Origin of the sequence: Marinicella gelatinilytica, assembly GCF_026410405.1 — a bacterium.
Classification (GTDB): domain Bacteria; phylum Pseudomonadota; class Gammaproteobacteria; order Xanthomonadales; family Marinicellaceae; genus Marinicella; species Marinicella gelatinilytica.
Genome location: NZ_JAPMLN010000003.1, coordinates 133,768 through 159,331, shown reverse-complemented (window position 1 = coordinate 159,331; position 25,564 = coordinate 133,768). Strand labels below are relative to the sequence as shown.

Annotated in this window: 18 protein-coding genes; 5 read left to right on the top strand and 13 right to left on the bottom strand. The window is 44.7% G+C overall.

Annotated features, from left to right (window positions below):
* Positions 1–232: 232 nt before the first annotated feature.
* On the bottom strand, positions 233–3,376 hold the full coding sequence (locus OS173_RS03290; protein WP_267182850.1) for an efflux RND transporter permease subunit: 3,144 nt from the start codon (positions 3,374–3,376) through the stop codon (positions 233–235).
* 2 nt (positions 3,377–3,378) lie between these two features.
* Positions 3,379–4,623 (bottom strand): efflux RND transporter periplasmic adaptor subunit, encoded by a 1,245-nt coding sequence (locus OS173_RS03285; protein ID WP_267182849.1) that lies wholly within the window; start codon positions 4,621–4,623, stop codon positions 3,379–3,381.
* 267 nt (positions 4,624–4,890) lie between these two features.
* Between OS173_RS03285 and OS173_RS03280 the strand changes: the two genes are divergently transcribed.
* Both OS173_RS03280 and OS173_RS03275 read left to right on the top strand, forming a co-directional pair.
* The gene (locus tag OS173_RS03280) at positions 4,891–5,511 is read left to right on the top strand and encodes a TetR family transcriptional regulator (protein WP_267182848.1); all 621 of its coding nucleotides are present in this window, start codon (positions 4,891–4,893) and stop codon (positions 5,509–5,511) included.
* Positions 5,508–6,158: a lysoplasmalogenase gene (locus tag OS173_RS03275; protein WP_267182847.1), complete on the top strand. Its 651-nt coding sequence runs from the start codon at positions 5,508–5,510 to the stop codon at positions 6,156–6,158. The genes OS173_RS03280 and OS173_RS03275 overlap by 4 nt, the downstream gene beginning before the upstream one ends.
* Here the strand turns inward: OS173_RS03275 and OS173_RS03270 are convergent.
* From OS173_RS03270 to hppD, 8 genes are all read right to left on the bottom strand, one after another.
* On the bottom strand, positions 6,113–6,451 hold the full coding sequence (locus OS173_RS03270; RefSeq protein ID WP_267182846.1) for a DUF2149 domain-containing protein: 339 nt from the start codon (positions 6,449–6,451) through the stop codon (positions 6,113–6,115). The two genes, OS173_RS03275 and OS173_RS03270, sit on opposite strands and share 46 nt — an antisense overlap.
* The gene (locus OS173_RS03265; RefSeq protein ID WP_267182845.1) at positions 6,448–6,963 is read right to left on the bottom strand and encodes a MotA/TolQ/ExbB proton channel family protein; all 516 of its coding nucleotides are present in this window, start codon (positions 6,961–6,963) and stop codon (positions 6,448–6,450) included. The genes OS173_RS03270 and OS173_RS03265 overlap by 4 nt, the downstream gene beginning before the upstream one ends.
* A complete protein-coding gene (cobN, locus tag OS173_RS03260; protein ID WP_267182844.1) occupies positions 6,960–10,796 on the bottom strand; it encodes a cobaltochelatase subunit CobN in 3,837 nt (1,278 codons plus the stop codon). Before cobN ends, OS173_RS03265 begins: the two co-directional genes overlap by 4 nt.
* A 9-nt stretch (positions 10,797–10,805) precedes the next feature.
* Positions 10,806–12,752 carry a TonB-dependent receptor plug domain-containing protein gene (locus OS173_RS03255; RefSeq protein ID WP_267182843.1) on the bottom strand — a complete coding sequence of 649 codons (1,947 nt, stop codon included), beginning with the start codon at positions 12,750–12,752 and terminating at the stop codon, positions 10,806–10,808.
* A 181-nt stretch (positions 12,753–12,933) separates the two neighbouring features.
* Complete coding sequence (locus tag OS173_RS03250) at positions 12,934–15,228, bottom strand: M36 family metallopeptidase (RefSeq protein ID WP_267182842.1); 2,295 nt, start codon at positions 15,226–15,228, stop codon at positions 12,934–12,936.
* Between the two features lie 122 nt (positions 15,229–15,350).
* Positions 15,351–16,337, bottom strand: coding sequence for a fumarylacetoacetate hydrolase family protein (locus OS173_RS03245; protein ID WP_267182841.1), 987 nt, complete (start codon positions 16,335–16,337; stop codon positions 15,351–15,353).
* Entirely contained in the window at positions 16,334–17,461 is a 1,128-nt protein-coding gene (locus tag OS173_RS03240; RefSeq protein WP_267182840.1) for a homogentisate 1,2-dioxygenase, read from the bottom strand. Before OS173_RS03240 ends, OS173_RS03245 begins: the two co-directional genes overlap by 4 nt.
* Positions 17,454–18,488 carry a 4-hydroxyphenylpyruvate dioxygenase gene (hppD, locus tag OS173_RS03235; RefSeq protein ID WP_267182839.1) on the bottom strand — a complete coding sequence of 345 codons (1,035 nt, stop codon included), beginning with the start codon at positions 18,486–18,488 and terminating at the stop codon, positions 17,454–17,456. The genes OS173_RS03240 and hppD overlap by 8 nt, the downstream gene beginning before the upstream one ends.
* Positions 18,489–18,749: 261 nt before the next feature.
* Between hppD and OS173_RS03230 the strand changes: the two genes are divergently transcribed.
* Complete coding sequence (locus OS173_RS03230; protein WP_267182838.1) at positions 18,750–19,172, top strand: MarR family winged helix-turn-helix transcriptional regulator; 423 nt, start codon at positions 18,750–18,752, stop codon at positions 19,170–19,172.
* A gap of 136 nt (positions 19,173–19,308) precedes the next feature.
* Here the strand turns inward: OS173_RS03230 and OS173_RS03225 are convergent, their stop codons facing one another.
* The gene (locus tag OS173_RS03225; protein ID WP_267182837.1) at positions 19,309–21,201 is read right to left on the bottom strand and encodes an ATP-binding cassette domain-containing protein; all 1,893 of its coding nucleotides are present in this window, start codon (positions 21,199–21,201) and stop codon (positions 19,309–19,311) included.
* A 240-nt stretch (positions 21,202–21,441) separates the two neighbouring features.
* Between OS173_RS03225 and OS173_RS03220 the strand changes: the two genes are divergently transcribed.
* Positions 21,442–23,685 carry a bifunctional serine/threonine-protein kinase/formylglycine-generating enzyme family protein gene (locus OS173_RS03220; RefSeq protein ID WP_267182836.1) on the top strand — a complete coding sequence of 748 codons (2,244 nt, stop codon included), beginning with the start codon at positions 21,442–21,444 and terminating at the stop codon, positions 23,683–23,685.
* Between the two features lie 4 nt (positions 23,686–23,689).
* Here the strand turns inward: OS173_RS03220 and OS173_RS03215 are convergent, their stop codons facing one another.
* Positions 23,690–24,685 carry a serine/threonine dehydratase gene (locus OS173_RS03215; RefSeq protein WP_267182835.1) on the bottom strand — a complete coding sequence of 332 codons (996 nt, stop codon included), beginning with the start codon at positions 24,683–24,685 and terminating at the stop codon, positions 23,690–23,692.
* The gene (locus OS173_RS03210; protein ID WP_267182834.1) at positions 24,669–25,280 is read right to left on the bottom strand and encodes a DUF938 domain-containing protein; all 612 of its coding nucleotides are present in this window, start codon (positions 25,278–25,280) and stop codon (positions 24,669–24,671) included. Before OS173_RS03210 ends, OS173_RS03215 begins: the two co-directional genes overlap by 17 nt.
* A gap of 65 nt (positions 25,281–25,345) precedes the next feature.
* Between OS173_RS03210 and OS173_RS03205 the strand changes: the two genes are divergently transcribed.
* Positions 25,346–25,564: a SlyX family protein gene (locus tag OS173_RS03205; protein ID WP_267182833.1), complete on the top strand. Its 219-nt coding sequence runs from the start codon at positions 25,346–25,348 to the stop codon at positions 25,562–25,564.

Below are 25,564 nucleotides of genomic sequence, written 5' to 3'. Positions count from 1 at the left end.
ACAAAGGTTTTCACAAAGAACACTAAGTCTTCATTTTACGCATTTCTTTGTGCACTCTGTGTCTTCTCCGTGGACTTTGTGGTTAATCTTTTTAAATTGTTTTTAATTCTGACTAACTGTCGGATACTTTTGATATTTGCGGGAACAAGGGCAAAAAAAAGCGGCCAAATAATGACCGCTTTCTGTGGGTAAGTGTCGCTACATGATATCAATCATGCGCTAAACTTATGACTTACTTGGTATCAATGGCTTTCTCTTGACCAATTTTTTGTGGGGTAATTTTTTCACGATAAAATACTTTTTCTACCGCGACAAAAAACATGGGAATAAACAAAATAGCCACCATGGTGGAAGCCAACATACCCCCAATAACAGCGATACCAATGGCGTTTTGACTAACCGCACCGGCACCACTACTCAATGCCAATGGCGAAACACCTAAGATAAAGGCCATTGACGTCATGATAATGGGTCGAAACCTTTGACGCGCTGATTCTGCCACGGCTTCCATAATACCCATGCCCTCATGCTTCAGATCCTGAGCAAATTCAACAATCAAAATGGCGTTCTTAGAAGCCAAACCAACCGTTGTCAATAAGGCCACCTGGAAATACACATCATTGGGGATACCAAATAATTTAGCCGCCAATACAGTACCAAGTACACCTAAAGGCACAGCCAGAATCACCACCAAAGGAACTGCCCAACTTTCATACAATGCCGCTAAGGATAAAAACACAATGAGGACGGAGATGGCATATAGTGCCGCTGTTTGATCCCCACTTTCTTGTTCTTCGTAGGATAAGCCAGACCACTCAATACCAAACTGTCCGGGCAAATTATTCACAATTTGTTCTATTTCATCCATGGCCACACCAGAACTGATACCCGGTGCCGGTTGACCTTGAATGTTCATAGACGGCACCGCATTAAAACGCTCTAATTTGGGCGATCCATATTCCCATTCCATGGTTGAAAAACGATCAAAAGGTATCATTTGGCCTTGGTTATTAGCCACATACCATTTCGACAAATCTTCCGGAACCATGCGACTGGATGCCTCACCCTGCATGTAGACTTTTTTAACTTTTCCGCGATCTAAGAAATCATTAACGTAACTGGAACCCCAAGCGATTTGCAGGGTGCGGTTAATGGCACTCAGGTCGAGGCCCATGGTGGCCGCTTTCTCATTGTCGATATTAATTTTTAACTGTGGCACATCACTTAAACCATTCGGTCTGACAGCCACTAATTTTGGATTTTGCGCCGCTGCACCCAATACTTGATTACGAGCCTGCATCAAGGCCTCATGTCCGGCACCGCCGCGATCTACTAATTGGAAATCAAATCCCGAAGCGTTACCTAAAGATTGTATTGGAGGTGGAAAGAAGGCAAAAGCACTGGCATCTTTTAGCTGAGAAAACGCTCCCATGGCTTCACCGGCCACCTGGAAAACACTTTGCTCGTCACCAGGTCGATCTTCCCAGTCTTTGAGTCGAATAAAGCCCATGCCGGCGTTTTGTGCCGATCCCGAAAAGCTAAAACCAACCACCGTAAAAAAGCCTTCAACAGTATCGGCCTGTTCGGTTAATAAATAGTGTTCAATTTGAGCCATCGATTCACGGGTTCGTTCTGCGGTTGCGCCCACAGGTGTATTAACAATGACAAACATCGTCCCCTGGTCTTCATCAGGTAAAAATGATTTGGGTAATGACGCAAAGAAAAATACCATGACACCAATAATCAGTGCATATATACCCACAAACCGTAAAATTCTTCGTGCCATATGCGAGGTGGCGCTTTGATATTTACCTCGTAACCAGTCAAAACCTCGGTTAAAAGGACCAAAAAAACCTTTTTTACGGTCGTGATCGGGTTTTTTCGGTTTTAGGAAGGTGGCACATATTGTCGGAGAAAGCACCAAAGCCACCAGCACTGATAAGCCCATCACGGAAACAATGGTGATGGAAAACTGGCGATAAATGGCACCACTGGAACCCGGGAAAAAAGCCATCGGCACAAATACCGCCGACAACACCACACCGATACCAATTAAAGCACCTGAAATCTGTTTCATGGATTTTTTAGTGGCTTCTTTGGGATCTAAACCATCTTCTTCCATCACCCGTTCAACGTTTTCAACAACCACAATGGCGTCGTCCACCAATAGACCAATGGCCAGCACCATGGCAAACATAGTCAGTACGTTTATGGAATAACCAAACACACCCAAAATCGCAAAAGTACCCAATAACACCACCGGAATGGCAATGGTTGGCACCAATGTGGCACGGAAACTCTGTAAAAACAGTAGCATCACTAAGAACACCAAACCAACCGCTTCAATCATGGTCATAACCACTGAACTAATTGATTTTTCAATAAACGGTGTGGTATCAAACGGGAAAACAACTTTGACCCCTTCCGGCAAATAAGGGGTTAATTCGTTGACTTTAGCCTTCACCAATTCTGCCGTATCAAGTGCATTGGCGCCGGTCGATAATGACACAGCCATACCCGATGCGGGATTGCCTTTAAATCTTGAGATGGTGCCATAAAATTCAGAACCCATTTCTACTTTGGCGACATCCCGAAGTCGAACTTGTGATCCATCAGTGTTTACACGGAGGATTATGCGCTCAAAATCTTCGACAGTTTGAAGTCGTGATTGGGCTTTGACAGTGGCATTTAACTGCTGACCTTCCAGCGCCGGTAGAGCCCCCAACTGTCCGGCTGAAATGTCTGTGTTTTGCGTTCTTATGGCGTTTTGCACATCCAAGGGTGTCATACCATAATTAACTAATTTTTCCGGCTCTAACCAGATTCGCATGGCATATTGTGAACCAAACACCTGAACATTTCCGACCCCTTGTAACCGTGAAATCGGATCCTGGAAATTAGACACCAGAATATCACCCAATTGCCCTTGGGTAACACTACCATCTTCGGAATAGAAGCCCACAACCAACAAAAATGAATCGTTGGATTTAGTAACAGTTACCCCTTGGGTTTGTACTTCTTGTGGTAAACGGGTAATCGCACCTTGTACCTTATTTTGCGTTTGCACCTGGGCAATATCGGCATCAGTGCCTGGTTCAAAGGTTAGTGTAATAGAGGCTGAACCATCTTGACTGGAGGCATTAAAATAACGCAGGTTATCAATACCGGTGAGTTGTTGCTCAATCACCTGTGTTACCGCGTTCTCAACGGTTTTAGCCGATGCACCCGGATAACTGGCGTTAATGGCCACAGTTGGCGGTGCCACAGTTGGGTATTGTTCCACCGGCAAATTGGTGATGGTTAGGGCACCGGCCAACATAATAATGATGGCAATTACCCAGGCAAAAACCGGACGTTCAATAAAATAACGAGCCATAATTACTCTCTACCTGCCTGAGCTGGCTGTTGTTGTGGTGATGTTTGGTTGCCTTTTGCTTGTGGCTGCCATGGCGTGGCACTGACTTGACTGCCGGGTTGTAATTTCTGATAACCTGTGACGACAATGGTTTGACCGGACTCCAATCCATCACCAATAATCCATTGGTCACCATGTGACTGAATACTTTGAACCGTTGTTTTTTTGGCGGTGTTATCTTCATTAACAACCCATAAATCCAAACCACCTTGCGGATTTCGAGTTGCTGCTCGTTGGGGCACCAATAGCTGTTCAACTTTTCCTGGCTGTAAACTTGCTGTCACAAACATACCGGGCAGCAACTGGAACCGCTCATTATCAATAATGGCGCGCAATGTAATGGCACCGGTACTCTCGTCAACCACCACGTTTGAAAATGCCAATGTACCTGTTAATGGCTCTTGACCGGCCTGGTTAACCACTACAGTTACTTCCTTTTTTGCTGTTGGCGTGTCTTCAGCTTCGGATATTGCTTCCGCTTGGTATTCATTAAGTTTTCTTATGAGCATTTGGGCACGTTCTGCTGATATCTGCATATCTACATAAACCGGATCCAATTGTGTAATTTGCGCCAATGGCTGGGCTTGGCCGGAGCTGACTAATGCGCCTTCAGTTAAAAATGACTGTCCGATACGGCCACTGATAGGCGCTTTAATTTTTGTATACTCCATATTGATTTTTTGCAAATCCACATTGGCTTGTGCCATGGCTATAGCGGCTTTGGCCTGATCTAACTGTGCCAAAACATCATCTAAATCTTGTTCACTGACGGCTTTCTGTGCTTCTAATGAGCGGATTCGTTTAGACCGTGCCTCCACTGTTTTGAGTTGCGCTTTGGCATTTTGTAAATCCGCTTCAGCACTTTTTAAATTAGCCATGTATCGGGCGTCATCCAATTGGTACAACTGTTGTCCTTTTTCTACCAAACTGCCCTGTTCAAAGAGACGCTCTTCAATAATTCCAGACACTTGCGGTCGCACATCAGACTGACGATAGGCCACCACCCGAGCCGGCAATTCCATGGTCATTTCTATGGCTTCTTTTTTAACTTTCAGGGTTTCAACAGCGACAGGTCCTTGCGCACCATAACCTCCGGGACCGGCCATACCCTGTTGAGCTTCTTCACCTGAACCCGGCCAGAATAACCAAGCCAAAACCGCCACAGCGGCAACAAAAATCAGTCCGGTAATAAGTGTACTTTTTTTCATTTATTTTTCTCTAATTATTTTTAGAATGACGTGAAAGATCTGTGCAATCGCCTTAATTATGATGCTATTAACGATTTATTATTCAACATATAGTCACATTTAACTCAATACAAGCAAAAACCAGCGATTTTATGGTGTTTAGAAGGACTATACGATAAACAAAACAACATGAAAATACGGTCTAAATCACATACTTTTTATTTAATCGGCATTATACATTCATGAATGTATGTTGTCAAAGTTAAATGTTACTGGTAGAATGCCAATATGCGTAAAACCAAAGAAGATGCCCAAAAAACCCGTGATGATATTTTACAAGCGGCTGTAAAAATCTTTTCAGAGAAAGGATTTTTCAACAGTACCCTGGATGACATTGCCCAATCAGCCGGAGTTACCCGCGGCGCTGTTTATTGGCATTTTAAAAATAAAGCCGAAATTTTTGATGCCCTCCATGCCGCCTTGCATGAGCCGTTTATTGAGTCTATTCTGGCAGATTTAGAAACCGATTCAGCGCACCCCATCGTGCAACTTCAAGAACTCATTATTCATTTGTTGCGCCAATTCGCCGATCAACCGGGTAAACAAAACACAACACGTCTGTTTATTAATTGTGATTATTCCGGTGTATTGGCACCTTTTAAAGAACCCCATAAAGCCAGTAAGCGAGAAAGTCTGGCTTTATTTGAGGCCTATTTTAAACGCGCACAGAAAAAAGGCGACCTCAGCGAAGAGGCAGATGCAGAAATTTTAACCTTGACCCTGCATTGTTTTATTAAAGGTTTACTCACCGAGTACTTAAACGGTGACATTATTGATTTAAAAACCCACGCCAGACCGCTTATTGCCCAACTGTTTCAGGGACTTCATACCATGAATGCGGTCACATGATTTATTTCTGGGCCACGCTCTGTGCATTGGCTTGCGGCCTGACACTTTGGTCACAATCTAAACAACGCGCTTGGTGGGCCGGTCTGTTTAAAACACTCGCCAGTATCAGCTTTTTTGTGCCCGCTTGCATCTATTTAATCAGTCATCAGCAACAAACCTGGTCGGTTTTAATGGTGGCTGCTTTCGGCTTTTCCTTGCTGGGTGATGTTTTACTCATTAAAACAACGAATAAACGGTTTTTCCTGCTCGGTTTAGCTGCCTTCCTACTGGCACATCTGTTCTATGCCGGGGCTTTTGCTTGGGCCGGATTACGATACCCTGAAGCCATCACCACATCAGTGGTGGTCATTGCCGCCATGATTGGCTGTTATGTTTGGTTATACCGACACCTGACGGGCACAATGAAAGTCGCAGTGCCGGCTTATTTAACCGCCATTGGCCTGATGCTGATAGCCGCCATGCTGACCCGGCATCATGCGCATCAGCTGATTGTCGCCGGTGCGGTGCTGTTTGCGCTGTCCGATGTGTTTGTCGCCCGACAACGCTTTGTGTCACCGGGTTTTAACAACCGATTAATTGGCTTACCGCTGTATTATGCCGGTCAGTTAGTGTTATTGGCGGCTTTGCTCTCATCTTCCGGCACATAGATTAAGTTACCATCATCCATGCGGTAGGTGATACCTGCTTTGATACCGCTGCCCTCGCCCATTTGTTGGCTGGATTTATAGCGCTCCATTTTTTTGCCTTTTTTGATGATAATTTCCATATTCTCTTGACCGGCGTTTTTCACAATGGTGACATCATCGCTGTTTAAGGGATTCACCGGATTATTCATAATAATAATGAATAAAATCACGATAATAACCAAAAATATATCAATAATATTCACCATGCTGAGGATCGGATCGTCATCATCGGCATCTAAAATTCGGCGACTCATGCGGATTTCCTCTGTAAATAAACCGCATGTTCGCTATTTACTTGTTGTTGCTGTTTCTCAATGTTAAGCAGACTGCTTAAGCGCCAGCGCCGTTTGACGGTCAGAATAACAAAAGCCACGGAAGCCGCCATCAGCGCCACAATCACCGCCGCAAAAGCCATACCGACCTGCTCGCCCACCACCGACATTTCACCGGCTGAGACACCGGCCAGCGCCGGTCCCATGGGAATCATGGTGGCCACCAAACCCAATAAAGGCGCTACCCGAGCAGTGACTTTCAAACCTTCCAATTCTTGCAAAATCAATAACTCAAGCTCTTCTGAGTCCAGTTTCTTTTGCTCGCTGAGTTTGGCCAAGTGGCAACAATAGTTTTTCCCAAAACGCCGCTGCCAGACTTCGGTAAGGAATTGACCGAGGTGGTACAGTGCATATAAAAAGGCCATCACAATGGCTGCCAAAACCGGAATTAAAAACCAGCTCGATAAAGTGTATAAAATCGCTTCAATGTTCATAATGTTGTCCTGTTATGTTGTTTAAGGATACCGATAAAAAAGGGTGCAGACAGCAGCAAAAGCCACCAATAATGGTTATCCACAGCGGCTTTCGAGGTACTTTGTTTCACCAGTTTTTGGCCCTGTACTTGCTGGGATTGACCGCTGTTTTGCGGTTGTGCCTTAGTTTGCGCCTGGCCGGCTGCTAAGGGTTGCAAGCCAAAACCCACGGCCTGTTGATCCACAAACTCACTGAGGGTTTTGGATGCCGGTGTTAATTGATGTTTATTGACCTTGTCAATATAGGCTTCGAGCAGTTGTTTTTTGGTTTCCTCAGAAGCCTCCCAAAAATCTTTACGCACCGCTTCAATCATGCGCTCCATCATGCGCACTTGCGCCTCAGGGGCATTTTTTTCAAACCATTCATTAAGTTCCAATTCAAGTTTATCCTGGACATAAATATCATGCATATTTTGCCATTGGACATCTTTCACCACATCGGGCGATACTGATTGCCAGCCCCAGAGGTTATTGGTCATGTCTTGAAGGTGCAAGGCACCGGCATAACCCTCTTCTTTGAGCGATTTAATCCAACCGGGATGAAACGCCCGACTGTTCATTTCCAGCGATAAAAATTCATCAGCGGTTTGGAATTGCACCTCACCGGGCTTTCTTTGGTTAGAAATATATAACTCCGGACTCTTGCCGCTGAGATGCCGCACCGCCAAATCAAGTCCGCCCAGATATTGAAACGGATCATCGGTGGTCAGCATGCCGTATAAATTCGAGCTGCGTGCCAATAAGGCTGCATCCACGGTCTTGAGTTGTTGCGCATATAAATCGGAAGCATCGGCGCCCTGGCTCCATTGTTCAGGATCCGGTCCAAAGGCGTGGCTCATGCGTTTTAAATACAGCTTGGCTAATTTTTCATCACCTTCCCAGGTGTCGCTGGCCAGGGTGGCATCATCCAAACCGGTGCCATAGACGCCGGTGGGACTGCCAAAAATTCGGGTTTGCGCGCCCACTTCGGCCTCTTTTTGTGACACCCCTTGTTTTAACAAATCCGCCAACAGTGTTTGGGTGTTTTTATACAACTGATTATCAGCTTCTTCTAATTGCGCCACTTCAGCGGCAGCTTTCGCCAGTTTTTCCATGACATTGGGAAATTGATCACGGTATAAACCGGTCACCGACAGCACCACATCCACCCGCGGACGCTTTAACTCATCCGCCGGTATCACCCGATAACCGCTGACACGACCGCCTCGGCCCCAAATCGGCTCCACACCCATGGCATAAAAAGCCTGACTTTCTAACACCCCGCCATGGCGCATGGCTTCCACCGCCCACAGTGAAAACGCCAGTTTATTCGGGTATTCGCCGTGATTATCATGGTAGTTAGCAATCAAATCAGCGGCGGCCTTCTTACCGGCTAACCAGGCTTCTTTATTGGGGATTTTAGACGGATCAAAACCCACTAAATTTCCGCCGGTGGGTAAAGCATCAGGCACCCGGATTGGATCACCGCCAATCTGTGGCGGCACATGCTGCCCCGATAAGGCAGCGGTTAAACCGGTTAATTCGCCATCCGTGCGTAAGTTTTCATACATCTGTGTGGCTTGATCGGCGAAATGTTGCTGTTCGTTTTTAACGGGTTTATTGTTAACAATCACATCCACCAGCCACTGATAAGGCTCGGTTTGTTCAAGTTTTTGATAATCTTGCACCAACAATTCATCGGCATCCGGCAAATCAAAGCTGTCAATGAATGCCTGTCCCAGCATTTGCATCACTGTACTTATTTTTTGCGGTTGCGGGCTGTCACTGGCAAACGTGTGTAAGCCAATCGGCTGCGATTGCGCTGCCAATTCATGCAAATAATCATGTAAAGCCAGAATAAAATCTTCAGGCTGTTCCCGGGCATCGTCTTCACTCCAGGATAAACTTTCCGCCAGTGATTCATCTTTGGCCATTTGCATTAAACTGTTGAGCGTATTGGCTTTGACTTCACCGGGTTCCAAGTTTTCCCATTGATGTATCAGATCATGAACATCCACCAGGGTACCGTGCAAACCGGAGGCCCGGAATGCCGGTGTTTGATGACTCACCATCACCGCCCGACCGCGCCGTTTGGCTTGCACCGCTTCGCCCACATCATCCATAATATACGGGTAAATAATGGGAATATCGCCAATGGCCACATAGGGATCGTCGGCCACCGCACTTAAACCGCGCTCTTTACCCGCCATCCATTCCTGGGTACCGTGGGTACCAAAATGAATCAAGGCATCGGCTTTAAATTCATCCCGCAACCATAAATAACTGGCTAAATAAGCATGGCTGACCGGCACCCGGGTGTCATGGTAGAGTTTTTTCTCTGTATCAATGTCACCGGTTCCACGCGATGGTTGTGGTAAATACACCATATTGCCCGCTGTTATCATCGGAATGATAAAACCCGATTCACCTTGTTGTTGGCTGAGTAAGGAAAACGCCTCGGGTTGCCCCCAATAATCTTCAATGCGTTTGCGGGTTGTTGCCGGTAATTGTTGATACCATTGTTTATACTGAGACAGCGGTAACCACTGTGCTTTTTTATCAGCCAGCATCTCTTCTCTGAGACGTCGATCAAAACCGGCCCCAATCACATCGGCAAAATCATCAATAAAGGCTTGCTCAGATTGCGCTTGTGTTTGATAACCGGCTTGTTGCCATTGTTTGCTGAGGTTCGCTAAACTACGCGGCACGTTCATGTAAGAGGCGGAAAAATTATGCTGTCCAGGTGGATAGTTGTAGACCATCACCGCCACTTTTTGTGTGGCTTTGGACTGTGTCCTGAGTTTAGCCAATGCCACCGCTTTATTAATCGCGGCATTAATCTGCTCAGGAATTAATTCAATAACACCGTCATTTTCAGCCCACATCACCAACGGATCGATTAAGCCGTTTTGTTCCGGTAACGCCAAATACAAAGGCGTTGAACTTAAGGACAGACCCACCGGATCTTCGCGCCAGCTGTCAATACTGTCGCCCCACCAACCAATGCCTTGCATCACCGGAATACCGAGCTCATTCAACTGATCTTCTAAGCCGTTGTGATAAACCGGCTGCATATGAATCAGAACATCCACTTCTTTCGGCAGCAAATGCACTAAATCCACCTCATCACCCAAGGCATAAAACAAAGGTAAAGCCACCGCACCTTTTTCTTCAATGGCTTTAACCAAGGCATCGATGTGTTCGGTGGCGGTGGATTCAATGTAGCGGGGGTGAAAACCGATGGCAATGACCGCTTGCTGAGATTCGGGCTTGAGGAACTTGAGCATGGCAGATGCATCCGCAGTAAATTGATTCGGATAGTCAGCATAGTAAGCACCGGCTTCCGGTAAAACCAAAGGTTCGGCTAAACCACTGATGGCTTGGTCTTGTACAATTTGTTTCACCGCCTGCATAAATTGCACCATGTTGCGTCGTCCGCCATGACGGTAATAACTGAGCAGTAAATCAGCTTGTTGGGCGCTGAGGTTTGTGTGGTGATAAGCATCAGAAGCATACCAGAAATGATTATTGCTAAAATCCTGACCGGCGGGTTCGATGTGTTTAACCATCGCCGTCATATCAAAGGATCGGGCTAAATCCACCAAAACAAAATCACCGTGGCTCATGGCTTTATGCAACTCATCCAGTGACAGTTCTTGTTTCTCAATAATCGTTAATGTAAGTCCTTGCGCTTCTGCCGATTCTTTAAGTAGCGTCTTTTTACCCGATAACATCATCGAGTCAGTAACCACCTGAATGGTTTGTGCCTGAACGGCTGTGCTCATGCATATTAAAATAAATAATAATCTCATCATAACGCCTCCTTAAAAATGCATTCGCCAACCAAGGCGAATATTGCGACCATAAAGGGCATAGCCAAAGTCATCACTTTCTTCACTCAGCACTGTATTTGTCAGGTTATTCAATTTTAAAGAGAAACTGTGCTGATTCATGCGATACTGAATCTGGGCATTCACCAATTGATAGTTGGGCAGTTTGATTTGCTGATTCGGCTCGTTTATCCATTGTTCACTAATGTATTGCCATTGCATACCAGCCGATAAGCGCTCATCGAACCAATGTCGATTAATACCGATGGTGGCTTGGTGTCGGGGCCGATTCGGTAATGTCTGGTTATTGTCCTCATCGTGACCATCGGTGTAGGTGTAGCTGCTGTTAAAGGTATTACGTTCACCCAAATTTGTATTCAACTCAAACTCAACACCTTTAATACGGGCTTCATTGACATTGACATATTCATTGACACGGCCAAAGGGCACGGAACAATTTTCCACACATTCGGTGGCAATTAAATCCGTCACCTTGTTATTGAACACAGTGGCACTGATGGCGGTATTGCCATCGCTTTCATAACGAATGCCCAGTTCCACATTGTCACTGGATTCAGGTTTTAACTCGGGATTGCCGACAAAACTATGGGGACCATCAAAGCGGTATTCAGGTGATATCTGTTTTAAAGTGGGCGCTTTAAAACCATGGCCATAACCGAACTTAACCGCCCAGGCGGTGGCCGGCTGCCACACCAGATAAGCCCGAGGACTCATTTCACTACCAAAATAACCATTATGATCCCAACGGTTACCCAAGGTCAGCGCCACATCATCGACAATTTGCCATTCATATTGCGCCAACACAGCTTTATGAATGACATCATCACCATTGTTAATAAAAGCACTGTGCTGTAACTGCTCTTTGCGCCACTCAGCCCCTAAGGTCAGGCGATTAAGTCCAAAATCGCGGTAAAACCCGGTTTCCACAATATCATCGGTTAAAAATTGTGGCGTATAGGCATCAACCGCCTCATGATCATTACTGTTGACCACATCAATGTCCGCTCGGTAGTAAGCCAGACGACCGGACCACACATCAAAATCCCCTTGCCACTCCAGTGAATGCTGCTGACGGTTAATGTCGTACATACTGCGGTAAAAAGGTGCCTGGCCCCGATAGTTGGTTTGATACCAGGTGTCCTCATCGGTGTATATACTATTGATTGTTAAACTTTGACTGTCCGTAAATTGCCAGGATAAAGCCAGTTGCCCGGTAGTGTATTTTTTACCTTCGATATCAGATATACGTGCATCAACAGGACTTAACACATCATCGCGATTACCGGAGGCCACATTAACATCTAATGCCAAAGTTTCGCCAAGAGGTACATGCAGACTGGTACTCAAGTTATGGTTACCACCACCGTTGTCTTCGGTATCTAAGTTACCTTCGGCACTAATGGTTCCTGAAAATGAGCCACGGCCTTTAAGGGTGATGATATTAATCACCCCACCCAAAGCTTCGGATCCATATAAAGCCGACATTGGGCCACGAATCACTTCAATCCGCTCAACCGCATCCAGAGACAACCAGTTATATTGTAAGTCCGAATGCCCGATGACATCGTCGGTGGCAGAAATACGCCGACCATCGATTAATATCAACGCATGTTGAGATTCCATACCACGCAAACTAATCACTTTCCGGCCACCGACACCGCGTCCCACTAAACTCACACCGGGCACCTGGCTGAGTAAAGAAGTTAAGGTTGGCTCCGGAGAGGCTTCAATCATGGCACGATCAATCACCGTCAAAGCCGCCGGCGCGGTTAAGGTACTGTGCGCATTACCGGTGGCAGAAACCACCATTTGTGCTAAAGGAATCACATCATCGTCGGTGTCTGCTTTGGCACAAGCCAGTGAGGCCAAACCACAACATAATAAACAGCTTACCGGGCGTAACTTTGCTTCGGATATCATAGACAACTCGCTTATAAAGAATGATGCGAATCATAATGATAACCGTTCTCAATTGCAATAGAGGGTCATTAATTAATTCATTTTTTTGTGTATGTTGATTTTTAAAATCACATAATTTTGGATGAAAAAAAACCCGCACAATGGCGGGTTTTTTGGTTAATACCTAAATCAGCAGACTTGATTAATTCATCCCTTCGAAGCCATCTTTAAAAATTATATCACTTGGCTCAGTTACGCACACACCCTCAGGTATTGCAAAAGATTCTGTCTCATCCCCGAGGTTGCTGCTGCTTCCAGACGAAGCACCTTCGCCCAAGCCACGTTTGGCAAAAGCGGACCAGATTTCACAATGATTCGCGCCACGGTTATTGGCGGTATCTGCAGCTAAAATGGCATCCCGACCGGTCTCAAATCCCGGTGAGCAGGGTTGTAATTTAAGGCCATCTATCACCAGTTGTAGGGCCATATTGTTACCGCCACTGCCCTGATAAATATCTTCATCAAATCCATATTTATCCACCAGATTCCAATACATATCCCATAACATGGCCGTCCAAATAGAACCCACACCATGGGGTGAAATATCACCTCCACCATAATCGAAATCACTGACATTGGCCAAAGTATGCGGATTAATGGCCATACTCCGTGAATAAGGATAGGTTCTGATGCCATTGGGTCGCTGGGTGGCAAAGTGACCCATAGCTCTGGCATCATCGGCCTGATCACCGACTTGCGCCGTCATCACCAGCGCAAAGAAATCACTCCAACCCTCGCCCATTTGCTCATCATTCCACAAACAACTGCTGGTACTTGGTCCACCGGTTAAGCGATTTGAAATACCATGGCCGTACTCATGAATAATAATGCCGTTATCAAAGTCGCCATCACGATCAACACCATCCTTACCCAAGGTGCCATTGACTGTTGTGACTTCATTTTTAATCAAATCGCCATTGCTTAGACCAATCATAACCGTTGCAACATTGACCAGATTACCATCATCACCGGGGCTCATAGAGATTAAATCATCACCTTGGTTATTGACAATAATAACGGCACTGGCACCGGCATTTTCAGCATTTAAGGCTTTCGTACCAAATTCACAACCACCACGATCTATTAACGCAATATTGCCTGACTGAAAAGCCACAAGCGCATTACAAGCTTCACTGCCATTGGCGCTTCCATCATCAACCAATTCAATATCACCTGTTATACCTGCGCTGTTTAACGTGGCACCAAATCCGGCCGGCGCCGCTGTATAAAAGCCGGCTATTCCGGCAGGTGAGTTAACCGTTAATCCGGCACGAGCAGTAAATATAAACATTTGCATACGCGGGTTTCCACCATCAGGTGGTGTACCAAAATTGGCATTATTAGTACCCGAACCATCCAAAGCATCGGCATTAACAGCATCACTGCCAGCACCACCATTGCCATAATTATTTTCCTGAAAATTACCGGCGGATTCATCAAAACCATACTGATACATCACATCATGAATAATGTTGTTCCAATAGAACAAATTCACAATCGCTGCTTCCATATTCTCACCATCCGTGGGCTCTAATTGGCCATTCCAGGTATAAAGAAAGTCTAAACCCGCACCGCCATCTGGCCGAAAGCCACCTGAATTAGTGTCATTTAGGTCTTCTTGCGCAAAGACATTATTTCCACGTGTATCATTGTATTCCGCACCACTGAGACCATCGGCATCATGCCAGCCATATGGCGAAGCCACAGAATCCGCAGGATCGGTCACGACACTGAAAGCCGCACCCACAGCTGTTGGGCTTTCATACGGCAAGGGTAACACCTCGTAGGAGGCGTGGGCTTGCCAGCTAATTTGATTAATCACTTCATTACTTAGAGCATCAATCCGTAAACTCCACCAATTATCAGGTGTCTGAATCGACAAATCCCAAGCCAAATTCAAAGAACCGTCCGGCATTTTTTGATACACCAGTTTAACCGGAATATCGACCCCGGAAATCTCATCACCGCGGAATATAACCGCTTGATTATGTGTCCGACTTATATTGATGGCCACCGGCGGAAAATAGGTATCGATGTTTAGATGAGATGCTGCTGAAAGCACCGCCTGATCGGCTACTATACGATAATCGCTGGTATTAATTTTGGTTTCTGCATAAGGTGTAAATTGATTGTGTTTGTTAATAATCTGATCATCTTTACTCAAATTAATCTGCAAATCACCGCCATAAACCTCAATACCGTTAATGTATTGACGCCACACTAAATGCTTAACACCATTGTGCTTGGTGGTATAAGCATCTTGAATTCGCGCATCCAAAATATCAGTTTTAGATAACTGTAATGTATGCTGATGTTGTAATAAATACTGACGGGCTGTTTCAATAGATTCCTGCATAACAGTCTGTTGACTGTGCGCAATGGAAATTAAACCCAAAAACAAACTTGATGTCACGATACCGCGGATAGATAAACTCACTGGGGACTCCTCTCTTATATTTTTTGTAAAAAACCGAATCATCATATAGTAATGTTTAAGTCGACACCACAAAAAAACCCGTCTATGCGACGGGTTTTTGACGTCTGGCAAGCAACAAAAGGTTACTGTCCGTATTTCACCACCTTTTGTTCGATGGTACCGAAAACATCTTCACCATTGTCGTTGGTGATTTGAATTTTAACGGTGTCACCAAAGCGCATAAAAGGGGTTTTGGCTTCGCCGTGTTCAATCACTTCCAGCACCCGTTTTTCAGCCAGACAGGTGGAACCTTTAGCCATGTCATGATTTGCTATGGTACCGGAGCCAATGATACAACCGGCTGCCAAAGGACGGGTTTTAGCCGCATGGGCAATGAGTTCAGCGAAATTAAACTGCATATCAATACCACAATTGGGTTCACCAAACCATTCACCGTTATACCAGGTACGCATCGGTAGATGGATTTTATAATCTTTCCAGGCCGATCCCAGTTCGTCTGGTGTAACAAAGAACGGACTTAAGGCAGTGCGCGGTTTAGATTGCACAAAACCAAAGCCCTTACCTAATTCAGCCGGAATTAATTTTCGCAAAGAAACATCATTCAAGATACAAATCAACTGAATATATTGCCCGGCATCTTCTGGCGATACATGCATCGGCACATCAGAGGTAATGACAGCGGCTTCGGCTTCAAAATCAATACCATAATCTTCGCTGACCACTTCGATGTCTTGATTGGCCGCTAAAAAGCCATCACTGACCGCCTGGTACATCAGCGGATCTTCTTTAAAACTCGGCGGCATGTCAGCGCCTCGAGCTTGGCGCACCCGTTCAACATGAGCTAAGTAGGCACTGCCATCTAAAAACTGCAGTCCACGCGGTAAGGGTGCCATAATTTGGTTCATATCCAAATCAAAGGTATCATTAACACCGCCCTCATTTAAATGCTGATAGATGGTATTCAGCTGGGGTGCGACTTGTTCCCAGTTATCGAGGGCTTGTTGTAGTGTTTCAGCTACTTGCGGGACTTTGACCGCTTGCGTACCTTGTCGATTAACCACCACCAACTGTCCGTCACGGCTTTGGTTGTTTATACTTGCTAACTTCATTGTTCACTCCAGGAATTGATGTAACCGGACCACTCCACTTCCGTGGCATCAGGTCTGACCTCCAGCGGATCGCGGGTATCAATCATAACCGCCACTTCTTCAGTCATGGCATCTGACTGCTCAAAAGCTTTTTTCATGGCTTTGGGATGTGGTCCATGGGTAAATCCGGCAGGATGCAGCGTAATCATGCCGGGATGAATGTTGTCGCGGGAAAAGAAATTTCCGGCGTGATAAAACAGCACCTCATCATAATCATCATTATTATGATAAAACGGCACTTTAAGTGCTTTTGGATCGGTCTCAAATAAGCGTGGCACAAAGGTACAAACCACAAAGCGTTCAGCCACAAATGTAGTATGAGCTGATGGCGGCACATGCGAACGGTGACTCATGAGCGGCGAAATATCGCGCCAGTTCAGCGCAATCGGCATCAAGTCGCCTTGCCAACCAATGGCATCTAAAGGATTAAATGGAAAGGTAATGCGGTTAAATTGATTTAGCCTTTTTACCACAACCTTCCATCTGTCTTCACTGTACTGCGCTTTAAAAGCATCATCGATTTCCGGCACCCGGTAAACAGCGGTATCGACAATGGCATTCGGGCCTAATAACCCTTTATCCGGTGATTTAAAATGGCTGTTGGTGGCTTCAATCATTAATATTTCACAGGGATTATCCATCTCAAGACGCCACATGGTACCTTTGGGGATCATCACATAATCACCTTCTTTAATCACCAAATGCCCGAAGTCACAAAATAAATGGGCGGTGCCTTTGTGAAAAAATAATAAATCATCGCCATCGGCATTGCGCACCAACCGATTCATCGATTCTTTGATATGCATCATGCGAATTTGTACACTTTTATTGCGCAGCAATACAGGCGCTTGCCAGGGACTGGTTTGAATCTCATCCAATTCATTGGTATCAAAAGCCCGAGGTCGATTATCACCTTCAAAGTCACTCCAGCCGGTATGTTTATGACGATGATAAAAATGGGTCACCGGGCCAAAAAAACCTTCTTTGCCCATTTCCCGCTCATAGCTGTCTTTGGGCAAATCGTAATGGGCTTGTCGGGCCACTCTACCCTCTTTTTTAAATAATTTAAACCATTGACTACTCATCTAAATACCCTCGTTTTTGTTGTTCCAGCTCAATTGACTCAAATAAGGCCTGGAAGTTACCCTCACCAAATCCCTCATTGCCTTTACGCTGTATGATTTCAAAGAAAATAGGACCAATATTGGTTTGTGTGAAAATTTGCAGCAACAACTGTTTTTTAGTTTCCTCATCGGCATCGATTAAAATATGGTTTTTCTGCATTCTGGCCACATCTTCATTGTGCTCAGGAACACGACGATCGATGATGCTGTAATAGGTATCCGGGGTTTCTAAAAATTCAACGCCGGCGGCTCGCATCGACTCAATGGTTTCATAAATATTGTCAGTAAACATGGCGATATGTTGAATGCCTTCACCTTTATACTCATCCAAATATTCATTAATTTGTGATTTAGGGTCATTGGACTCATTTAAGGGAATTTTTACTGAACCATTGGGGCTGGTCATGGCTTTAGATACCAGTCCGGTTTTTGCGCCTTTAATATCAAAATAACGGATTTCTCGGAAATCAAATAAATCTTCGTAATAAGCACTCCATTTTGCCATATTACCAAAATACAGATTATGGGTTAAATGATCAATAAAGGTTAATCCAAAACCTGTGGGGTTTTGGTCAACACCCGGTATATCTTCAAAATCACGTGCCAACACAGCTTCATGCGACGCTTTATCCAATAAATACAAAGCCGCATCACCAATGCCCTTAATGGCGGGAAAATCCAATCCATTATCCACTTTAATTTGTTCAGAGCCACCTTTTAAACTGTGCTCTAAAGCGGCTTCTTTATTATCAAAGATAATTGAAAAGCCTGGTGCACTGGGACCGTGTTGCGCACGAAAGTCAGCGGCAAACCCGGTTTCACATTCGTTGATAAAGAAATCGGTTTGCCCCTGTCGGTAAAGAGTAATGGGTTTTTGCTTGTGCGTTTTAATGGCATTAAAACCCATTTGTCTAAATAAGCGGTGTAAAGCTGTGGCATTATCTGCCGAATATTCAATAAATCCGAATCCATTGATGGTGGCTGACATAATTATTCTCACTTTTAAAGATCAATTAAAAAAAACGACATAACGCTTCCTGTCATGAACACAACCGTTCGATTTGACGAGGCGATTGGTTAAGGGCTAAAACGTGCAATGTGATTGTCGCAAGCTTATTCACTTAGGTTGATAAAACAGTGAATGCGCAAATAAACAGTCATTATAACGCAAGATAGTTACATTTGAAACTAAATACGGTATAGTGTTTATCACAACCCAACAAGACACATAAGTGACAGCCCTAAATCCATGGACTATAAACAATTTATTCCTTATCAAATATCGGCCTTGAGTCTAAAAATATCCAAGGGGCTGGCGAAACATTACCGCGACCGATTTGATATTTCGGTTTCAGAATGGCGGGTGTTAGTGATTCTCAATAGCCACCCAAATATCACCGCAAAAGCCATCGCAGATCACACGCAAATGGACAAAGTTCGTATCAGCAGAACTTTAAAAATATTAGCACAAAAATTCTACATCAAACAAATGAGCCATCCCGAAGATGCCCGGGCTGTTATTAATCGGCTGAGTGATGATGGCCAGTCTTTGATGCAGGCAGTCATACCTGACGCTGTTAAATATGAACAATCTTTATTGAAACAATTAACCACAATCGAACGACAACAACTGCGACAGCTGATTGCTAAATTTAATCAGATTTTGGATTAAACAGACCTAAAATTTATCTGCAAACTCACTAAAACGACTTCCTTCAAATAAGACTGTCATAGTAACATTTAATTTAAAGAGAAGTATGATCAATCATGGTTAGTGTAGCAGGCTAACTAAAAAATATTAACAACAATTATGATGTCGATTTTTTAGCTTCCAGTTCATCCCAGCGATCATATTTTTCCTGTAAAGTCTGTTCAAGTTCAGCCAATCGAGTGGTGGTTTTTTTTATGGTTTCAGCATCCTGTTGGTAAAACTCAGGTTCACAAGCTTGAGCAGACAATTGATTAATATCCGCTTCTAAGCCATCAATTTCCGACGGTAATTTTTTTAATTCTTGCTGCTCATGGAACTTAAGGGCATTGGTGGTAGAAGATTGCTTGCCGGCTGCCGGTTTTTCAGATACTCTCTTGGTTTTAATGTCCTTTTGAGCAGCGGCTTCTTTGGGCTTACGTTGCCTTAAATAATCTTCATAGCCACCGATGTATTCATTCACTTCATAAACACCGTCTTCAGGATTTTCAAAAACAATTGTCTGAGTACAGACTTGGTCGATAAAATCACGATCATGACTGATGAGTAACACAGTTCCGGGGAAATCAAACAATAAATCCTGCAATAAGTCTAAAGTCTCCATATCCAAATCATTGGTGGGCTCATCCATCACCAACAGGTTTGCCGGCCGTGCAAATAAACGTGCCAGCAATAACCGGGATCGTTCACCGCCGGATAACACACTGGCTGGCCCCCTGACCTTTTCGGGGGTGAACAGAAAATCCTGTAAATAGGAAATAACATGTCTCGACTTACCATTGATGGTGACAAAATCCGTGCCCAGTTGCAGGTTGTTTTGCACCGTATCATTGTCATTAATGTCTTTTTTAAGCTGATCAAAATAAGCCACCTCAATACCGGTGCCTAATTTTATTGAGCCGGAATCCGGTTCAAGTTCACCGAGCAGCAGATTCACCAAGGTGGTTTTACCAACACCATTCGGGCCAATAATACCCACCTTATCGCCACGCATTATTTTTGTGGAAAAATTGTCCAAAATGGTTTGTTCACCAAAACTAAAACCAACCTTATACGCAGTGATGACTTTTTTGCCACCGGCTTCTGCCACATTAATGTCCGCTTTGGCACTCCCTGATTGTCGTCTGCGTTGTTTCTTTTGTTCACGCATTTCAAGTAGCTTCTGGACACGACTTTCACTGCGCGTGCGCCTAGCTTTAATGCCCTGTCGAACCCAGACTTCTTCTTGAGACAGTTTTTTGTCCATCCGCTCCCATTCCTTGGCCTCCGCCTCTAACCGTTGCTCTCTACGTTGTAAGTACGTGTCATAATCACAATCGTAACTGTAGATTTGTCCCCGATCTAATTCAATAATACCATTAGCGACTTCTCTTAGAAAGCTGCGATCATGGGTCACAAAGATAACCGCACAATCTAAGTTTTTGACCAGTTGTTGTAACCAGATGATGGTTTCGATGTCCAGATGGTTGGTTGGCTCATCCAGTAACAGAATATCCGGCGCCTGCACTAAAGCGGCCGCCAGGTTTAGACGCCTGCGCACCCCACCTGAAAGACTTTGTACTTGTGCGTCTGCCTGCAATCGCAATCGCGTAATAATGGTATCCAGTTGGTTTAAAAGTTGCCAGCCATCTCCATCATCAATGCGTTGCTGGAAGCGCATCATGGCATCGGTGTCTTTGGCTTGCTCGTATCCTGCCAAAGCCTCTCCCACATCACCAAGTGATGACATCAGGAATTCGCGCACCGTACTTTCTCCTTCTGCGGTCGCCGCGGACTGCTGCATTTTAGCCACAGTCAAACCATCTTGACGTTTAATGACGCCCCCATCAATCGGCAAAGTACCATTAATCACATTCAGCAAAGATGATTTTCCTTCACCGTTACGACCAATCAAGGCCCACTTTTGGCCACGTTCGATGGTTAAATTAACACCATCCAAAATAGGCTTAGCGCCAAAATCCAGATAAACTTGTTCAAAATTAATTAGAGCCATGGGGTCCTGATATTAAAACTGTCACTATTGTATGCGCAGAGTTCACTTTAACAAGCGACAACTGCGAGAAATCAAAATAACTGACCCTTTTTGGCAGTTTTCACATTTAAAAAGTCGGTTCATTTATATATTTATTATTTTTATGATGGCGGTCACACTTTTCATGCGATAATAATTTTTAAAACAGTGTGAACGATTAAATTAAGTAGAATAATTTTAACTGATAGCAATCTGACTAACGTGAGAACCGTTCCTAAATTAAACATTAATATTCCAGATCACACCATTTTGGATAAAATTGGTGAAGGCGGTATGTCTGCGGTCTATTTAGGCCGCCAACAATCATTACAGCGCAAAGTCGCCATTAAGGTCTTAAAAAAATTGGTCATGGAAGATAAATTGTTGGCTGAGCGTTTCGTGGAAGAAGCCAAAACCGTGGCTTCTTTAGATCATCCGCATATCATTAGTATTTATGAAGCCAAAAAGTTACCCTCAGGTTTAGCTTACTTCACCATGCCTTATTTAACGCACGGTGATTTTAGTGAAATTATTTGTACCAATGCAGAGCACTTAATTGATTTACTGGGACAAATATGTGACGGTCTCAGCCATGCCCATGAACATGGTGTAATCCACCGTGATTTAAAACCCGAAAATATATTATTCGATCAATTTGGACGCATTAAAATTGCCGATTTTGGTATTGCCATTTCCAAAAAAACACAACGCAAAACCAAAGAGACTCAACTTTTAGGCAGCGCCCATTACATGAGTCCGGAACAAATCCAGTCACGACCCATTAACCACCGCAGTGACATCTACTCATTGGGCTGTATTATTTATGAAAAAATAACCGGAGAGCACGTGTTCTCAGCCAACAGTGACTTTTCAATTTTGATGTCTCATATTAATAAGCCGATTCCAATCCTACCGGCAGCGCTCAGTGTGTGGCAGCCCATTATTGATCAGTGTTTGGCCAAAGATCCCGACGATCGTTATCAGTCTGTGGCTGACTTAAAAGCAGATTTGATGAAAATTCGCTATCAAGACAGTCAACCTGAACCTGACCGCCAAAAATCAACCCAATCTTATAAAAAATTTATTTATCCCATTTCAGCAATGGCTGCCATGCTGGCAATAATTGTGGTGGCTTTGCTGTTGTTTTCAGATAATTCAAGCGATAAAACAAATGAACAGAGTGCCGAGCTTAACCAACAAACAGAACCAACAAGTAGTGAACCCTTGGCCCAAGCAAGCGTTTTAACACCACCGGATTTATTGGCTAAAGAGGCACCTCAGCAAATAACCGAACCTTCATTAATGGAAACCGTCATCACCTTACCTGAAAATGGAGCTTCTCAATCACAAGAGCCCGACTTAACAGCTCGTCTATCGACAGCCAACGAATCCCTTAAAGATTTCCGATTAACAAAACCAGCCGATGATAATGCCGCCTCACAATTTTCTGCCATTTTAGCTGAATATCCTGATAACCAAGCTGCTCGGCAAGGACTCCATAAAGTGGGTTTATACTATTTCAGTTTAATTAACAGCAAACTGGATCAACAAGCCTACGGCGATGCCATCACTCACATTAAGTCGTTAACCGACTTCTTTAAAGACTATCCAATAAAAGCCGATGATTATCAAACGGCGATTGATGACATCACAAGCCAAGCCATAAGCCTGGCTAACGGCGCCATACAAAAACGTCGCACAAACCCTCAAGCCCAAGATTATTTAACCATGTCTTTTATGCTGGCGCCAAATAATACAGATTTAGCTGCTGTCGAAACCCGTTATCAAGCCATTCCAAAAAGTGGTGATGTGATGACTGACTTATCGGGACATACTTGGGTATTTGTGACTGCAGCTAATAGCACCGGTGTCGGCGATTTTTGGTTGGCTCAAAGTGAGACCAGCGTAAGTCAATTCAAAACCTTTGCCGCCGATCAAGGTTTTAATGAGCGCTGTGAACATTTTGGTAAAGGCGGTTTCTTCAAAAAAACCTGGGATAAACCACCTTTTGATCAGACCGGCCAACATCCGGTGATTTGTATCACCGCCGCGCAAGCCTCCGCTTATGCCGCATGGCTTTCAGAAAGTCAACAAGCCGACTATCAACTACCAACCCTGGCACAATGGCAATCAGCACAACAGCAACTGGCTAAGAACCCAAACTGCGCCAACAGCAACATAGCCGGCCAAGAAACCGACAGTGAATCTAAATTTGCACAACGCAGTGATTGCCGGGATGATTATGTTTTTACTGCACCGGTGAAATCTCTTGCAGCGACCAAAAATAGCCATGATTTAACCGGCAATGTGGCCGAATGGGTGCGCGCTTGTGGTAACAGTGATTTTTGTGCCGCCGGCGGCTCCTGGATGAGCGCAGATTTAGCCGCCACCCAAAGCACCGAATCCGCGGATCCGAACAAAGCCTTGTCTCATGTGGGTTTTCGACTCATCAAAACCATTGATTAACGGTTTATAAGCGCGGTATTTCTTGTAATTGATCCTCTGCCCATATTTGACGCATGGTGGCGGCGTCAATATTACCACCGGATAACATCACCATTACCTTCTTCGGTGTGGATTGTTGTTGCAGCCACTGATACACCGCAGCCATGGACATGGCACTGGCGGTTTCGATATGTAATTTTAATAAATGCTGCAGCCACTGGGTCCAGTAAATAATACCTTGCTCACTGACCAGCATAAAATCATCCATTTCTTTTAAGTATTCAAAGGTAATATCACCAATTTCATAGGTCCTGACACCATCGGCAATGGAATGAGAAGGCGTATCCAACGGTGTGATTTTTCCGGCCTGAATAGAACGCCAGGCATCATTGGCGGTTTCCGGCTCCACGCCAATGACTTGCGCATTGGGTGCCAATTCTCTGGTGGCTATCCACATACCCGACAATAAACCGCCACCGCCGCAAGGGGCAAACAGGGCATCGGGTAATTCAGGCATTTGTTCAATGGCTTCGATGGTGGCGGTACCCTGGCCGGCAATCACGGCCTTGTCATTAAAAGGTGAAATCCAAAAATGCCCCGGCTTTTCATTAACCTCACGTTCCACCGAAGTCACTTCATCGATGTGATCGTATAGCACCACATCAGCATCGTAATCCTTGGTGGCTTGTAATTTCACCGCCGAGACGGTTTTGGGCATATAGATGGTCGCCGGAATATCAAATAAACGGGCAGCCCATGCCACCGCCTGGGCATGATTGCCTAAGGAACGCGCGTACACCCGGTCCACTTTCGGCTCATTGGCCAATAAAGTACGCACCGCGTTACAGCCACCACGGGCTTTAAAGGCACCGACCCGCTGCAAATTTTCGGCTTTAAAATAGATTTCATGGCCAAGCCAATCGTTTAACCGCCGTGACTGAAACAACGGTGTTTTAATGACATAATCGGCAATCGCCGTCTGCGCCTGTTTGAGGTCTTTAAATTTAACTGGTTTTGACATACGCTAACAACTGGTTATTGGCCGGCATCGAGACATCTTTTAGACATCGAAAACCCGCTTGTTGAAAAAGTCCATCAATCCACTCAAAATCACGGATACCCTGATGCTCTGCCGTGGCTTTTAACTGGCGATCGAATTCACGATTAGATTCACTGGTAAAGTCACCACCGTACTTAAAAGGTCCGTAAACCACAAAACGAGAACCTTTGTGCATATTTTCACCTGCCTGTTGAATTAATTGAGCCACCAGGTCAGCGGGCATAATATGAAAGGTATTGGCGGTAAAGACCATATCGGCCTGATCTGATTGCAACGGCCAGTTACTTTCTCCCACCCGAAAAACCTGTGATGTCTGAATACGTTCGCAATTGGCTTCTTGCCGCCATTGCTCAATACCCGCTATTTTGTCTTCCATATCGGTTGGGTACCAAAATATATTGGTCAACTGCGGTGCCATATAAGCCGCATGTTGGCCGGTGCCTGATCCGATTTCCAACAAAATCCGATCCTCAGGTCGCACAATGGTTTTTAGTTCATTCAAAATCGGTTTACGGTTTCGTTCACAAGCCGGTGAAAAAGCAGCTGTTTTTGACATGTATCAGGTTCGTCTCTGTGAGTGCTATGTTATTATAATCAATCTACTACAAAACAACATGCGCCATGTCAAACATTGAGGAGTTAAACCAAAAACTGGTCGATATCGAAACCCGTATGGCTTTTTTGGAAGACACCGTGGATACCTTAAACACCACTGTTTTCCGTCAGGATGAACAGCTGACTAAGCTCAAACACCACAACAACCAGCTCAAAGATCAACTCAAACAAGTCCACGATGCCTTAGACTCAGCGCCTCAAGACGAAACACCACCGCATTATTGA

Coding starts and splice junctions, on each gene's coding strand:
- OS173_RS03290 (WP_267182850.1), bottom strand. CDS start 3,376: ATGGCTCGTTATTTTATTGAACGTCCGGTTTTTGCCTGGGTAATTGCC.
- OS173_RS03285 (WP_267182849.1), bottom strand. CDS start 4,623: ATGAAAAAAAGTACACTTATTACCGGACTGATTTTTGTTGCCGCTGTG.
- OS173_RS03280 (WP_267182848.1), top strand. CDS start 4,891: ATGCGTAAAACCAAAGAAGATGCCCAAAAAACCCGTGATGATATTTTA.
- OS173_RS03275 (WP_267182847.1), top strand. CDS start 5,508: ATGATTTATTTCTGGGCCACGCTCTGTGCATTGGCTTGCGGCCTGACA.
- OS173_RS03270 (WP_267182846.1), bottom strand. CDS start 6,451: ATGAGTCGCCGAATTTTAGATGCCGATGATGACGATCCGATCCTCAGC.
- OS173_RS03265 (WP_267182845.1), bottom strand. CDS start 6,963: ATGAACATTGAAGCGATTTTATACACTTTATCGAGCTGGTTTTTAATT.
- cobN (WP_267182844.1), bottom strand. CDS start 10,796: ATGATGAGATTATTATTTATTTTAATATGCATGAGCACAGCCGTTCAG.
- OS173_RS03255 (WP_267182843.1), bottom strand. CDS start 12,752: ATGATATCCGAAGCAAAGTTACGCCCGGTAAGCTGTTTATTATGTTGT.
- OS173_RS03245 (WP_267182841.1), bottom strand. CDS start 16,337: ATGAAGTTAGCAAGTATAAACAACCAAAGCCGTGACGGACAGTTGGTG.
- OS173_RS03240 (WP_267182840.1), bottom strand. CDS start 17,461: ATGAGTAGTCAATGGTTTAAATTATTTAAAAAAGAGGGTAGAGTGGCC.
- hppD (WP_267182839.1), bottom strand. CDS start 18,488: ATGTCAGCCACCATCAATGGATTCGGATTTATTGAATATTCGGCAGAT.
- OS173_RS03230 (WP_267182838.1), top strand. CDS start 18,750: ATGGACTATAAACAATTTATTCCTTATCAAATATCGGCCTTGAGTCTA.
- OS173_RS03225 (WP_267182837.1), bottom strand. CDS start 21,201: ATGGCTCTAATTAATTTTGAACAAGTTTATCTGGATTTTGGCGCTAAG.
- OS173_RS03215 (WP_267182835.1), bottom strand. CDS start 24,685: ATGTCAAAACCAGTTAAATTTAAAGACCTCAAACAGGCGCAGACGGCG.
- OS173_RS03210 (WP_267182834.1), bottom strand. CDS start 25,280: ATGTCAAAAACAGCTGCTTTTTCACCGGCTTGTGAACGAAACCGTAAA.
- OS173_RS03205 (WP_267182833.1), top strand. CDS start 25,346: ATGTCAAACATTGAGGAGTTAAACCAAAAACTGGTCGATATCGAAACC.